The following is a 14,322-nucleotide window of genomic DNA, read 5'->3' as shown; positions in this document are numbered from 1 at the left end:
CCGGCTCCGGCTCCGGCTCCGGCTCCGGCTCCGGCTCCGGCTCCGGCTCCGGCTCCGGCTCCGGCTCCGGCTCCGGCAGAGGGTCGGACGCGGCCGGGGGCGCGACCCCGACGACCGGGTGATCCGGTACGGGCCGGGCCGCCGTGTAGCCCGCGGGAAGGGGCGGAATCCGGGACGAGGCCGGCGGCGGCGCCGAAACGGGGACGGGCCCCGGCACCGGACCCCGAACCGGCTCCGGAGCAGGCGCGAGCACGACACTCCCCCGGGGCTGCGGACCCGGCACGGCATCCGCCACGGGTACGTGCCCGGGCACGGGAGCCGGGGCGGGCGCGGCGTGCGCCACCGCCCCGGCCTCCGGCACGCGGGCGGGAGCGGGAGCCGCCGCCGGCACGGACCCCGGCACGCGGACGGGCGCGGGCACGGGTACCGGTGCGGGGCCGGGGGCGGGAACCGCCGCCGGAACGGGGGCCGGTCCGGACACGGGGGCCGCGACCGTCCCCGCCCCGTGCCCCCACTCCCCGCTCTGCGGCGCCGGCGGCACGAACAGCGACTGCGGTGACCGGGTGCGGACGGCCGCCTCCGCGTGGAGGACGGAGAAGGGGGCGCGGGCGCCGGCGCGCCACTGGTCGGCCCAGGCCCGGAGGTAGTCGGGAGTGGCGCGTTCGCCCCTCCGCGGGGGCGGGGTGACGCGGGCGTACAGCGTCGGGGACGGGCTCAGGCGCAGCAGGTCCTGGCCGGTGCCGAGGCGGCTCCAGGCCTCCGGGTCGGCCACGAGGTCCGCCACGACCGTGGCCGGTCCCGCGGCGGCCGCTTCCGCGAGCCAGTGCCACGGGAACGCCGTGTAGCGGAGGGCGGCCGTCGTGCTGCGCGCCAGCGCGAGGTGGGGCAGCTGCTGGCGGCGGTCCAGGTGGAGCTGGCCGGCGAGGTAGACGACCAGCGGGCCGGGGCTCTGCGCGGCGGCGCGCAGCCGGGTGAGGACGGTCTGCGGATCGATGGGGTCCGCGAGTTCGACGAGCGTCGCGGTCGCCGTGCCGGTGAGGACGCCGGGCGGCACCGCCGCGAGGGCGGGCAGCACGGACGCCGCGTCCATGGTCCGGCCGCGCCCCGCCGGCGCCGCCGCGAGCAGCACCGCCGTGCCCGAAGTCACCGCCGCCTCCCCCGTGTCCCTGCCCACCGCGCCCGCCGTACCGTTCGCCTCGTCGCTCACCACACGTGCACCGTAACCCCTGGTGTCGGCCCGGCCGACGGCCGGGCCTTTGGCATATGCCGGAAGCACCACCGGATCGAGTGTTGCCAAACCCCTTACGGGCTCTCGCGCCCTGTGCCACAGTCATCCCTGGCCCTGTTTCCATTCGGGCCGCGCCGCGTCTGTATCGGAGTACGACATGCCGTCCCCACTCTTCGCGGACCGTCCCGCCCAGCCTCCCGAGCCGGGTGCGGTGGACGCGCTGATCTCGCAGACGAGTCGTCTGCGCGGCGAGGTCGACGCCGTCCGCCGGGACGCCGCTCACGACGACGACCCCCAGCTCCGCTGGCAGCGCGCGCTCTGCGACCTGGCGATGCATCAGCTCGACGAACTGCGCGCCCAGTTCGGACAGTTGCGCGACGGCGCACCGGCGGCGACGCAGCCGACGACCCACCCGGCGGACCTGTCGCCCGAGGACGACGCCTCCGTCTTCGACGGCTCGTTCACGAGCCACGCCGGCGCGGCCTACGGCGAGGCCCCGGTCTCCACCGGCTCGCTCCTCACCCGCGTCGGCAGCGCCGAGTGGAACCTGCTCACCGACGAGGTGAGCTGGTCCGACGAGCTGTTCCAGATCTTCGGACGCGCGCGCGAGCGGGGCCCGATGTCGCTGGACGAGATGCCGACGATGGTGCTCCCGGAGGACCAGCCGCGCCTCCAGGCGATGGTGACGGACTGCCTGATCGACGGGAAGCCGATCGACGGCGAGTTCCGCATCGTCCGCACCGACGCCGCCGTCCGCACCGTGCACATGACCGGGGAACCGGTGCTCGACGCCGACGGCTGCACGGCCTCCATGTGGGCCGTCCTGAGGGACGTCAGCGAGCTGCGGCGCAGCGAGCGGGCCGTCCGGGAGAGCCGGGACAGCCTGGAGCACAGCCGCCACGTCGAGCGCACCGAGCGGCGGGTCGCGGTCGAGCTCCAGGAGGCGGTCCTGCCGCCCTGGCGCGGCTCGCTCCGCTTCGCCCACGACGGCCCCGCCCCGCTCGACGTCGCCGGGCACTACCTCCCGGCCGCCTCCACCGACCTCATCGGCGGCGACTGGTACGACGCGCTGACCCTCCCCTCGGGCGACGCCCTCCTCACCGTCGGCGACCTCACCGGCCACGGCGTGGCGGCGACGTCCTCGATGGCCATGCTGCTCGGTGCGCTGCGCGGCATGGCCGTGGCCGGCATCCGGCCCGGCGCCCTGATGGGCCACCTGAACCAGCTCCTGGACAGCTCGGGCCAGCCCGCCCTCGGCAGCGCCATGTGCTGCCGCTACGACCCGGTGGCCCAGACCCTCGTCTGGGCGCAGGCCGGACACCCCGCCCCGCTGCTGTTCCGCGGCGGGACGGGCCGTCCGCTGCGCCGCCCGGAGGGCGTCCTCCTGGGGGCGACGCCGAGGGTCGCGTACGAGGAGACCGAGACCCGGCTCCGCCCCGGCGACGTGCTCGTGCTCCACACCGACGGGCTGACCCGGACCCCGGGCGCCGTCGGCGACGAGGCCGGTCTCGCCCGGCTGCTGGCCCTGGCCCCCCGCTTCGCGGAGGCCCGGGACGCGCAGGAGTGCCTGCGGTCCGTCCTGGAGGAGTTCGGCGAGGAGACCCGTGAGGACGACGCCTGTCTGATGGTCGTCCGCGTCGGTTCCTGACGGCCGGCGCGCCCGGAGCCCGATCCGGGTGTGCCCTCCTGTCCGTACCCCTGGGCACGCGGAGACGCGTACCGCGTACGGGGATGCGCGCAGCGCCGCGCGGGGCCCTGCCCCGCCCTCAGATCCGGCCCGTTCTCGGGGCCTCCGGCGAGCGCGGCAGCTCGACCTCCAGCTCGGCGCGCAGGTCCTCGATCTTCGAGTAGCCCGCGTACTGGCCGGTGAGCCGGTACATCTCGCGCAGCCGGTGCCAGGTGCGGTGCGAGGAGGTCTCGCCCATGGAGATGAGGGCGAGCCGGGCGTAGCGGTCGGCCTGCTCCGGGTCGTCGGCGATGAAGCAGGCCGAGGCCATCGAGATGCGGTCGAAGAGCTTGGAGCGGTCGTGCCCGTCGCGCCGCAGGTCCAGGGCCAGCTTCGCGTGGTGCTGGGCGGTGACGGCCGCCGCCGGGTCGTGCTCGGCGAGGGTGCGGTAGGCGAGGGCCTGCATGCCGTGCATGTCGGCCTCGTCGAAGCTCTGCATCCAGCCCGGCGTCTCCTCGTTCCGGTCGGAGACGAAGAGTTCCTCGGCCTCGCCCAGGGTGCGGCGCATCGCCTGCCCCCGGCCCATCGACGCCTGCGCCCACGCCTCGATGGTGTGGAACATCGCCTGGGTGCGCGGCAACAGCCGTTCCCCCGCTCCGGACTTGGCGAGCTCCATCAGGTCGAGGGCGTCGTCGGGGCGGCCCAGGTGGACCATCTGACGGGCGGCCCGGGACAGCGCCTCGCCGGCGCGCGGCCGGTCGCCGCTCTCGCGGGCCGCGTGGGCGGCGATGAGGAAGTACCGCTGGGCGGTGGGTTCGAGACCCACGTCGTGGGACATCCAGCCCGCCAGGACGGCGAGGTTGGCGGCCACGTCCCAGAGCCGGCGCTGGAGGTGGTCGGCGTGGCGGTAGGCGAGCATGCCGCCGACCTCGTTGAGCTGGCCGACCACGGCCTTGCGCTGGAGTCCGCCGCCCCGGGAGGCGTCCCAGGCGCGGAAGATCTTGACCGACTGCTCCAGCGCCTCGATCTCCTCGGAGCCGATGGGGGCTGCCTCGTAGCGGTCGAAACCGGCGGGGTCGGCGTGGTACGGATCGGTGGCGCGGGGGGCCGCGGCGGGGCGGGAGGGCTCTGTCCTGAGCCAGTCGTTCAGGGAGCTGTTGAGTGCGGAGCCGGCGGTGAGCGCGATTCCCGCGCCCATCAGGCCGCGTCGGTTGAGCATGAGGTCCATTCCCGTGAATTCGGTGAGGACCGCAGCCGTACGGTCGGGAGCCCAGGGCATTCCGTCAGGGTTCTCGTCCTTGTTCCTGACGGCCTGCCGCGTTCCGGCACGCCCGCGTCGTACGAACCCGAGGTCCTCGATGGTCACGACACGACCGAGTCGCTCGGTGAACAGGGCCGCCAGCACCCGGGGTACGGGATCGCGCGGGGTCTCGCCCTTGTCGATCCAGCGCCGCACCCGCGAGGTGTCGGTCGACAGCTGGGGGTGGCCCATGGCCGCCGCCTGCCGGTTGACCAGTCTCGCGAGTTCGCCCTTGGACCATCCGGCGAGGCCGAAGAGGTCCGCCAGGCGGGTGTTGGTCTGTCCTGTCACGTCTAAGCCCCCAGGTTCTCGGCTGAGTTGACAGTAGCCCGCTGTCATAGGGCTGGCGACTATTCGCCATGGTTCGCCAGGGTGCGCTCGATGTTCCGCCACCCGCGCGCGGGTGTCAGGTAGGTATGCGCCACCCCGCCCCGTCGACCGGCCCTCATTTTCCCCAGGGTGCGGACCGGGGGCGGGCGGGGCGACGCACGCGATTCGTCGGCACACGAAGGGATCTGTCACCTCCATGTACACAGCATCGTCCTCCGTGTCCGCCCCGCCCCGCCCGGGGACCCGCACGGTGCCGACCGGTGCCGGACCGTACCTCGCCCCCGCGCAGCGGGCCGTGCGTCCGCGGTCCTGGGCGGCCGGGACCGGCACCGGACCCGGTGCCCGGGTCAGCGGCAGGATCGACCTCTCCGGTCCGCAGGGGGCGCAGCTCAAGGTCGCCATCGCCTCGGTGCAGCGGATCTGCCCGGAGTTCAATCCGGTGCAGGTGCTGCGCCGCAGCGGCCGGTCCGTCCTGATCGTCGGGACCACCGGACGCATGACGGCGGTGGCGAAGTGTTTACTGGACCACTCCCCCGCGTGGGTCGAGCGGTTCCAGCACGAAATAGCTTCCTACCGTTCCTTCGTGCGTCACCGTCCGCCGGTGCGGGCACCGCGGCTGATCGCGGCGGACCCGGAGAACGGCGTCCTGGTGATCGAGCGGATGCCCGGGCGGGCGGCGGCCCTCTCGCGCCACCCCCTGGAGGCCCCGCCGCGGGCCGACGTGCGGGCGGCGCTCGGGGCGATCGCCCGGCTGAACGCCTGGCGGCCGCCGGCCGGGACCTTCGACGCGCCGCTGGACTACGGCACGCGGATCGCCCGCTACCACGAGCTGGGGCTGTTCACCGACCGCGACCGCGACGACCTGCAGACGCTGCTGCACGGGCTGGCGCACGCCGGCGGCCGGCAGGGCATGGGGCAGTTCTGCCACGGTGACGCCCTGCTCTCCAACATCCTCCTCTCCCCCGCCGGTCCGGTCCTCGTCGACTGGGAGCACGCCGGGTGGTACCTGCCCGGCTACGACCTGGCGACGCTCTGGACGGTGCTCGGTGACGCGCCGCTGGCGCGTCGGCAGATCAGCCAGATGGCGCAGCAGCAGGGTCCGGCCGCCCGGGACGCCTTCCTGGTGAACCTGATGCTGGTGCTGACGCGGGAGATCCGTACGTACGAGACGGCCGTGCAGCGGACCATCAAGGAGGCCCCGCCGGCGGGCTCGGTGCCGATGGGTTCGGGGGCGCTGGCCCCCGGGGAGGAACAGCGGCTGCTGCTGAGGCGGCTGCACGACGACTGCGCCATGGCACGGCGGGCCGTGCGCGCGGCGGTGGGGACGCGCTGAGCGTCCCTGCCGCGAGACGGGGGTGTGCGCCGCGCACCCGGTGCCGACACACCGGGAGTGCGGCGCTTCGCCGTGTCCGGGGCGGGATCCCCGCACGCCCCATTGGTCGAGACCACCGACGCGCCGCCGGTGGGCGGCCCGTCATCGCGAAAGTGGCCCCGATCGGCCCACATGACCCCGCTGACGTGGGAACTCGCCTGCGGTGACGGGTGATTGACGGGCGGTCCGGGAGCCGCTACCCCTGTACGGGTTCGGTTCCCGCACGCCCCCGCGCCACCCCCGTCCCTGGAGGCTGCCTTGCTCCGTTCCGCGTCCCGAGGCCGTGTGCTCGCGTTCGCCGGGTCCGCCGCCCTGCTCCTCCCCCTCCTGTCGGGCGCGCCGCCGGCCGGTGCCGACGCTCCGGTGGCGGACTCGCTGCAGCGCCAGTTCGCGGCGGCGGCCGAGCGCCACGGCGTGCCGGAGGGCGTGCTGCTCGCCGTCTCGTACCTCCAGTCCCGCTGGGACGGGCACGCCGGCGCGCCCAGCGTGACCGGCGGCTACGGGCCGATGCACCTCACCGACACGGCGACCGCGCTGGCCCGTTCCGTGCCGCACCACTCGGCGGACGGCGAGGACGCGCGCGGCGACGGGTCCCGGCCCGCCCGCGCCGGGGCGGAGGCCGACCCGCCGGCGCCGGAGGAGCTGCCGGCGCGGCTGCGGACCCTGGAGCGGGCCTCGGCGCTCTCCGGCATCCCGGCCGAGGAGCTGCGGAGCTCGACGGCGGCGAACATCGAGGGCGGCGCCGCCCTGCTCGCGGCGGCCCAGCGGGAGGCCGGTCTCGCGCCGAGCACCGACCCGGGCGACTGGTACGGGGCGGTGGCGCGGTACTCGGGCGCCGACGACGCGGCCACGGCGGCGGCGTTCGCGAACGACGTCTTCGAGGTGCTCAGGACCGGCGAGGCGCGGGTCACGGACAGCGGGCAGCGGGTGGCGCTGCCGGCCGTTCCCGGGGTGGTGCCGGAGACGGGCCAGGTGGCGTCGCTCGGGCTGCGGGCGCCGGAGCGGGGCCCGGTGGAGTGCCCGACGACGGTGGCGTGCGAGTGGATCCCGGCGCCGTACGAGGAGTTCGGCGACGGCGACTACGGCAACCACGACAAGGCGGACCGGCCGGTCTCGCAGTCGATCGACTACATCGTGGTCCACGACACGGAGGCGACCTGGGACGTCACCCTGAAGCTGGTGCAGGACCCGACGTACGTCTCCTGGCAGTACTCGCTCCGCTCCTCGGACGGCCACGTCGCCCAGCACCTGCCGCTGAAGGACGTCGGCTGGCACGCCGGGAACTGGTACGTGAACGCCAAGTCGGTGGGCCTGGAGCACGAGGGCTTCCTGACGGCCCCGGACTCCTGGTACACGGAGGCGATGTACCGGTCCTCGGCGCGGCTGGTGCGGTACCTGGCGAAGCGGTACGACATCCCGCTCGACCGGCAGCACGTGATCGGGCACGACAACGTGCCGGGCACGGTGACCTCGTCGATCCGGGGCATGCACACCGACCCGGGGCCCTACTGGGACTGGGCGCACTACTTCCGGCTGCTCGGACGGCCGCTGACGCCGAGCGCGGGCCCGGCGGCCGGCGTGGTGACGATCCGCCCGGAGTACGGCGAGAACCGGCCGGTGTACACGGGGTGCGCGGTGGCCGGGGAGGCGTGCGCGCCGCACGGCAGCGGCGCCGTGCGCCTGCACACGGCGCCGAGCGCCGACGCTCCCCTGGTGAAGGACATCGGGCTGCGCCCCGGCGGGCAGGACTCCACGACCGGCGTCAACGACACGGGTGCGCGGGCGGCGACGGGGCAGAGCTACGCGGTGGCGGAGCGCCGGGGCGACTGGACGGCGGTCTGGTACCTGGGGCAGAAGGCATGGTTCCACAACCCGGAGGAGGCGCCGACGGCGGTGGACGCGCGCGGGCGGGTGCTGACGCCGCGGGACGGGCTCGCGGAGGTGCCGGTGTACGGGCGGGCCTATCCGGAGGCGTCGGCGTATCCGGCGGGGGTCCCGGTGCAGGCGGTGTCGCCGCTGCCGTACCGGCTGCTCGCGGGGCAGCGGTACGTGGTGGGCGGCAAGGTTCCCGGGGAGTACTACTACGCACCGGTGTTCGACAGCAGCAGGCACCGGGTGGTACGTGGCCAGGAGGAGTACTACCAGATCCAGTTCGGCCATCGGATCGCCTTCGTGAAGGCCGCTGACGTGCGGGTTTCACAGGGCTGAGCAGGCCTGGCCGAAAAGCGCGGGTGGCGTCGGGGTTTTCCTCCGGCGCCACCCTTTCCTGTGCTCATACGACTACTTCCGACCCGGGGTTCGGCGACCGGCACGGGGGTAAGGCTGGGCCGGAACAGCACCCCGCCACCGGAAAGGCCCGCCCGCACATGCCTCAGCCCTTCGTCATGCCGGATTTCTATGTCCCGTATCCGGCGCGCCTCAATACCCATGTGGAGGCCGCCCGGACGCACACCCGGGACTGGGCACGCGCCATGGGCATGCTGGAGGGCTCGGGGGTCTGGGAGACGGCCGACCTCGACGCGCACGACTACGCGCTGCTCTGCGCCTACACCCACCCCGACTGCGACGAGGACACGCTGAACCTCGTCACCGACTGGTACACGTGGGTCTTCTTCTTCGACGACCACTTCCTGGAGGTCTTCAAGCGCACCCAGGACCGGGCGGCCGGCAAGGAGTACCTCGACCGGCTCCCGGCCTTCATGCCGGCCGACCCGGCGACCGGCATGCCCGAGCCCGCCAACCCCGTCGAGGCGGGCCTCGCCGACCTGTGGCGGCGCACCGTCCCCGCCATGTCCGGGGGCTGGCGGCAGCGGTTCGCCGAGGCCACCGAGGCGCTCCTCCACGAATCCCTGTGGGAGCTCGACAACATCAACGACGGCCGGATCGCCAACCCCCTCGAGTACATCGAGATGCGGCGCAAGGTCGGCGGCGCCCCCTGGTCCGCCGGCCTCGTCGAGTACGCCGCCGGGGCCGAGGTCCCCGACCGGGTCGCCCGCTCCCGGCCCCTGCGCGTGCTCCGTGACTCCTTCTCGGACGCCGTCCACCTGCGCAACGACCTCTTCTCGTACCAGCGCGAAGTCGAGGACGAGGGCGAGAACAGCAACGGCGTGCTCGTCCTGGAGCACTTCCTCGGCTGCTCCACCCAGGAGGCCGCCGAGGCCGTCAACGACCTGCTGACCTCGCGGGTCCAGCAGTTCGAGAACACCGCGCTCACCGAAGTGCCCGCGCTGGCCGTCCAGGAGGGGCTGACGCCGCTGGAGTGCGCGGCGATCGGCGCGTACACCAAGGGACTCCAGGACTGGCAGTCGGGCGGCCACGAGTGGCACATGCGCTCCAGCCGGTACATGAACGAAGGCATGGCCGACGGCACCGCCTCCGCCTCCGGCGCGCTCGGCACCGGTGTCCCCGACATCCGCACCCTGCTCGCCGGGCGGCCCGCCGAGGCGCGGGTGCGGAGCCTCACCCACACCCCGCACCGGCCCGTCGGTCACCTGCCGCTGCCCGACTTCGAGCTGCCCTATCCGCTCACCCTCAGCCCCCACCACCAGGAGGCCAAGCGGCGCTCCGAGGACTGGGCCGAGGCGATGGGGCTGCTCGACGACGTCTGGGACCGGCCCCTGATGGAGGGCTTCGACCTCGCCCTCTGCTCGGCCGGCATCGATCCCGACGCCACCCTGGAGGAACTGGAGCTCAGCGCCCTCTGGTTGACCTGGGGCACCTACGCCGACGACTACTACCCGCTGGTCTTCGGCCGCACCCGCGACCTGGCGGGGGCCCGGACGCAGACCGCCCGGCTGAAGGCGTGCCTGCCGGTGGACGACCCCGCCTCAGCCCGGGAGTTCGCCGGGAACCCGCTGGAGCGGGCCCTGGCGGACGTCTGGGCGCGGACCGCCGGGGCGATGGGGCAGGAGGCCCGGACCGAACTGTGGACCTCGCTCGACCTCATGCTGGAGAGCTGGATGTGGGAGCTGCGCAACCAGGCGCAGCACCGCGTGCCCGACCCGGTCGACTACGTGGAGATGCGCCGCAGCACCTTCGGCTCCGAACTGACCATGCTGCTGGGCCGGTTGCGCCGAAGGCGCGCGCTGCCCCCGGAGCTGTTCCGCTCCGGGACGGTCCGGGCGCTGGAGAACGCGGTGGCGGACTACGCGGCGCTCCTCAACGACCTCTTCTCGTACCAGAAGGAGATCGAGGTCGAGGGCGAGCTGCACAACGGCGTCCTCGTCCTGGAGAAGTTCTTCGACGTCGACCACGTCACCGCCGCGAGGATGGTGCACGACCTGATGCGTGGTCGGCTGCGCCAGTACGAGCATCTGAAGCAGCGTGAAGTCCCCCTCCTGTACGCCCACTTCGAGCTGGACGCCGAGGGCAGGGCCGCCTTCGGGGCCCGGCTGCGGGAGCTGGAGGACTGGCTCGCGGCCATCCTGAACTGGCACCGGAACGTACGGCGGTACGGCGCCGCGCACGTGCACGCGGGTGCCGGTGTCCCGCGTCTCCGCGAGCGCGGGCGGGACGCGGCCCCGCTGCCGGACTGGACCGTGCCGCACGGCCTCGGAACCACGGCGGCGCGGGTGGCCACCGCCTTCTCCGGCGCCTCGTCCTGACACGCGGCGAGGGGCCGCCCCGGAAACGCCCGGGGCGACCCCTCGGCCGTCTATCGGGGACCGCGGCCGCGCAGCTCGTCGAGTTCGCGGCGTTCGCGCTTGGTGGGGCGGCCCGCGCCGCGGTCGCGGACGGCGGCGAGGGCGACGTGCTCGCGCGGCGGCGGGGGCGGGCTGTTGTCCACGTACGCCTCGGCGGCGACCGGCGGGCCCACCCGCTTGGTCAGCAGCTCCTTGACCTCGACGATCCGCTCGCGGCCCGCCACGTAGACCCGGACCTCGTCGCCCGGCTTCACGGCCTGCGCGGGCTTGGCCCGCTCGCCGTTGACCTTGACGTGACCGGCCCGGCAGGCCGCGGCGGCCTGCGAGCGGGTCTTGGTGAGCCGGACCGCCCAGATCCAGGCGTCGACGCGTGCGCTCATCGGCCCCCGCCCTCCCGCTCAGCCCTGCTGGAACAGTTCGGCGGGCAGCGGCTTGAGCAGCGCGTAGAGGTCGTCGGTGATCGGCCGGTCCCAACTGGCGATCGTCACCAGGACGTTGTCGCTGCGGTCGAACTGGACGCAGGAGATGCGGCTCTCGGAGAGCTTGAGGCGGCGCACGATGAGGAGGTTGTCGCCCTGCATGACGGGGACGTCCTCGGTGTCGAGCACCTCGACCGGCTCGTCGTTCTCGAGGGCGGCGAGGAGCTGGGCGACCTCGAAGGGGATCTGGCCCTCGGCGAGCTCCCGGGCCGGGGAGCCCTCGGGGAGGTTGCCGATGATCATCGCGGGGCCGCGGCCGCCGAAGAGGTCGTAGCGCAGGAAGACGCCCTGGCAGGAACCGTCGGGAGCGGGCAGCAGACCCGCGCCGAGATTGCCGGGCCAGTCTCCCGGGTCCATGGCCAGGACATCGAAGTCCGGACCGGCGGGAGTGGCGCTGCGACGGCGGAGGAAGGACATACGGCCATGGTACGTGTCCGGGCGCGCGGTGTGGCGCCGGGCTCCTCCGTCCCGGCGCCGCGGGGCTCAGTCGGCCGGGGCCGACGCCTGGGGCTTCTCCGCCTCCGTGCGGGGCTCGCCGGTGGCGCCGAAGGCGTGGGCGAGGCCGGAGCGGTCGGTGCCCAGCTTGCGGTAGACGGCGGACAGCAGCCGGGCGGCCGTGGTGGCGTCGACGCCGAGGGTCGCGGCCGGATCCAGGCCGCGGACGCTGGCCCGTGCCGCGGCCCGCTCACGCGCGGTGAGCGAGTGGCCGTCGGCGGTGTGCAGGGCGCGCGGGCGCAGCCCGGCGGCGGCCAGCTCGGCCCTGGCCTCGTCGACCAGGCCGTCGGCGCCGCAGTCCTGCGCGGTCTCCAGGCCCCGGTACAGGTGGTCGGCGGCTTCGGCGTGGCGTTCGGTCCTGCGGAGCGCCGCGCCGAGGGCGACCAGGGAGCGGGCCAGCTCGTACGCGGCCGGGGACTGGTCCAGCCAGTCGACGGACTCCTCCAGGAGCTTGATCCGCTCGGCGCCGTCGGTGACCTCGGCGGTCACCCGGAGCGCCTGGCCGATGGCGGAGGGCGCGCCGTACTGGCGGGCGCGGGCGACGGCGCTCTCCGCGGTGGCGAGCGCCCTGGCCGGGGAGCCGGTGGCGGCCTCGGCGAGGGCCAGGTGGAGCTGCCAGGGGCTGCACGAGGGGTTGCGCTTGCCGCGCGGCTCCAGACGGCGGCCGATGTCGGCGAGCGCGGCGGCGGCGTCCTCGGCGCGGCCGGTGGCGAGCAGCAGCTCGGCGTGGACGGTCTCGCAGTCGGGGATGGTGACGGTGGCCGGGAACGGCTCGCCGAAGTCGTGGTCGCGGGCGACCCGCTCGGCCTCCTCCGTGCGGCCGCGGGCGAGCAGGACCTCGATCATGACGCCGGTGGCGTACCAGAGGGCGGGGGTGCGGGGGCCGACGCGCTCGGCGAGGCGGAGTCCGGCGCGGGCGAAGTCCTCGGCCTCCATGAGCCGGCCGCGGCGGAAGCGGATGTAGCCGAGGAGGGTGTACGCGAAGGAGAGGTGGGCGCCGCGCCAGCCCTGCTTCTCGAACTCGGCGGTGCCGGCGGCGAAGAGCTCCTCGGCGCGGCCGGGCCGGTCGGCGTACAGGTGGGTGAGGGCGACGAGGACCGGGACCTCGAAGCCGCGGCTCTCGTCGGCCCAGCTCAGGCCGCCTTCGAGGGCGCGCTCGGCGTGCCGGAGGGCGACGGCGGCGGGTTCGGCGCGCAAGGTGGCGTCCCAGGCACGCAGGCCGATGATGTACCGCTCGGTGAGGTCGCGGCCGGCGAGCCGGTCGGCGAGGGTCGCGAGGCGGCGGGAGCGGGCCGGCGACTCGGGTTCGTCGGAGCGGAGCGCGTCCCACATGAACCGCTCGGCCTGCATGCGGAGGCGGCTGCGCGGGTCGGTGGTCTGCCGGGTCTCGTGTTCGAGCAGCTCGGAGGCCTCGACGAGGCGGTCGCTGTGGGCGAGGACCTGCGAGAGGCGGTAGACGATGCCGTGCCGCAGGGCCTGGTCGGAGATGGGCTCCTCCAGGGCGGCGCGGAGCTGGTTGACCGTGGTGGCGGGCTCGGTGAGGAGCGAGGCGGAGCTGAGCTCGAAGAGGACGGCGGCCCGCGCGTCGGCGGTGGGAGGCTCGCGCAGGGCGCGGGCCAGCTGGCGCCGGGCCGCGTCGGGGGCGCCCGCGCGGAGGTTCTCGCGGGCGGCGGCGCGCAACTGGGTGACGACCCAGGCGTCGCCCTCGGGGTGGGTCTCCAGGAGGTGGCGGGCCGCCGCGGCCGGGCCGAGTCCGGCGTCGATGACGCACCAGGCGGCCTGGCCGTGGAAGGCGACCCGGATGGCATCGGGAATGGCGCGGTAGATGGTGCCGGCGACGAGCGGGTGGACGAATTCAAGGGGCCCGTCGGCGGCGCCGGTGTCGGCGAGGACCCGGGCCTCGCGGAGCCGTTCGGCGCAGTCGGCGACCGCCTCGTCGCCCAGTCCGGCGAGGGCGCCGGCGAGCGAGGGCGAGATCTCGGTGCCGAGGACGGCGCAGGCCCAGGCGAGCCGCATGGTGGCGGTGCCGAGGCGTTCGATGCGGTTGACGAGGCCGCTGCCCTTGAGGGCGGCGGCGAGGTCGCGGAGCTCGTGGGCGCCGTCGGCGGTGGGGTCGAGGCCCCGGTCGCGGACCTTGGCGGCCAGTTCGACGGTCTCGAAGGGGTTGCCGGAGGTGACGGTCCAGAAGTCGCGGCAGAACTCGTCGTCGGCGTGGGCGCCGATGCGGTCGCGGACCAGCTGGGCGACGGCGTCGGCGGTGAGGGGCGCCAGGCCGTGCGGGCGCTGTCCGGACCGGCGTCCGGTGAACTCGGCGCCTTCCTCGGGCAGTTCGTCGGGCCGGTAGGCGACGACGAGGAGCATGGGGAGGTCGTCGGCGCGCGGGGCGAAGGAGGCGAGCCAGCCGAGGGACTCGGGGTCGGCCCAGTGGGCGTCGTCGAGGACGACGACGAGCGGGGCGCGGCGCACGGCGAGGTGGGTGAGGACCCAGTCGAGGCCGTCGCGCAGGCCCTGCGGGTCGGGCGGGGAGCCGGCGGTGGCGGCGCGCAGTCCGAGGGCGGGGCCGATGATGTCGTACCAGGAGCCGAGCCGTTCGCGGAGTTCCGCGTCGGAGGCGTGGGCGAGCTGGGGCTGGAGGAGCTGGCGGGCGACGTGGAAGGCGACCCGCTGCTCCTGGTCGCCGCCGCGGGCGGAGAGGACGGTGCAGCCGCGGGAGACGGCCCGGCGGCGGATCTCGGCGAGGAGGGTGGTCTTGCCGAGTCCGGCGGGCGCCGCGTAGACGAGCACGCCGCCCTGGGCGGCGGGCGGTTCG

General features: G+C 74.8%; 8 protein-coding genes and 1 pseudogene. 4 read left to right on the top strand and 5 right to left on the bottom strand.

Annotation, left to right across the window (positions count from 1 at the left end):
- Positions 1–1,210: pseudogene (locus tag IE245_RS09505) on the bottom strand (hypothetical protein); the annotation flags it as partial.
- 175 nt (positions 1,211–1,385) lie between these two features.
- Here IE245_RS09505 and IE245_RS09500 point away from each other — a divergent pair.
- The gene (locus tag IE245_RS09500) at positions 1,386–2,876 is read left to right on the top strand and encodes a PP2C family protein-serine/threonine phosphatase (RefSeq protein ID WP_189946318.1); all 1,491 of its coding nucleotides are present in this window, start codon (positions 1,386–1,388) and stop codon (positions 2,874–2,876) included.
- A 118-nt stretch (positions 2,877–2,994) separates the two neighbouring features.
- Here IE245_RS09500 and IE245_RS09495 read toward each other — a convergent pair whose 3' ends face one another.
- Positions 2,995–4,485, bottom strand: coding sequence for a DNA-binding protein NsdB (locus IE245_RS09495; RefSeq protein ID WP_189946317.1), 1,491 nt, complete (start codon positions 4,483–4,485; stop codon positions 2,995–2,997).
- Between the two features lie 235 nt (positions 4,486–4,720).
- Between IE245_RS09495 and IE245_RS09490 the strand changes: the two genes are divergently transcribed.
- From IE245_RS09490 to IE245_RS09480, 3 genes are all read left to right on the top strand, one after another.
- Entirely contained in the window at positions 4,721–5,857 is a 1,137-nt protein-coding gene (locus IE245_RS09490; RefSeq protein WP_189946316.1) for an aminoglycoside phosphotransferase family protein, read from the top strand.
- A 324-nt stretch (positions 5,858–6,181) separates the two neighbouring features.
- On the top strand, positions 6,182–8,104 hold the full coding sequence (locus IE245_RS09485) for an N-acetylmuramoyl-L-alanine amidase (RefSeq protein WP_189946315.1): 1,923 nt from the start codon (positions 6,182–6,184) through the stop codon (positions 8,102–8,104).
- Positions 8,105–8,262: 158 nt separating this feature from the next.
- The gene (locus IE245_RS09480) at positions 8,263–10,500 is read left to right on the top strand and encodes a terpene synthase family protein (protein ID WP_189946314.1); all 2,238 of its coding nucleotides are present in this window, start codon (positions 8,263–8,265) and stop codon (positions 10,498–10,500) included.
- Positions 10,501–10,550: 50 nt separating this feature from the next.
- On the opposite strand, the gene IE245_RS09475 is transcribed toward IE245_RS09480, so the two are convergent.
- The 3 genes from IE245_RS09475 to IE245_RS09465 form a co-directional block, all read right to left on the bottom strand.
- Complete coding sequence (locus tag IE245_RS09475; RefSeq protein WP_189946313.1) at positions 10,551–10,919, bottom strand: RNA-binding S4 domain-containing protein; 369 nt, start codon at positions 10,917–10,919, stop codon at positions 10,551–10,553.
- Between the two features lie 18 nt (positions 10,920–10,937).
- Positions 10,938–11,435, bottom strand: coding sequence for a hypothetical protein (locus tag IE245_RS09470; protein WP_030494979.1), 498 nt, complete (start codon positions 11,433–11,435; stop codon positions 10,938–10,940).
- Between the two features lie 66 nt (positions 11,436–11,501).
- The coding region (locus IE245_RS09465; RefSeq protein WP_373305298.1) for an ATP-binding protein at positions 11,502–14,322 on the bottom strand (2,821 nt) is incomplete at its 5' end.

Origin of the sequence: Streptomyces roseolus, from assembly GCF_014649855.1 — a bacterium.
In the GTDB taxonomy this organism is placed as follows: Bacteria; Actinomycetota; Actinomycetes; order Streptomycetales; family Streptomycetaceae; genus Streptomyces; species Streptomyces roseolus.
This window is presented reverse-complemented; position numbering and strand designations above follow the sequence as displayed.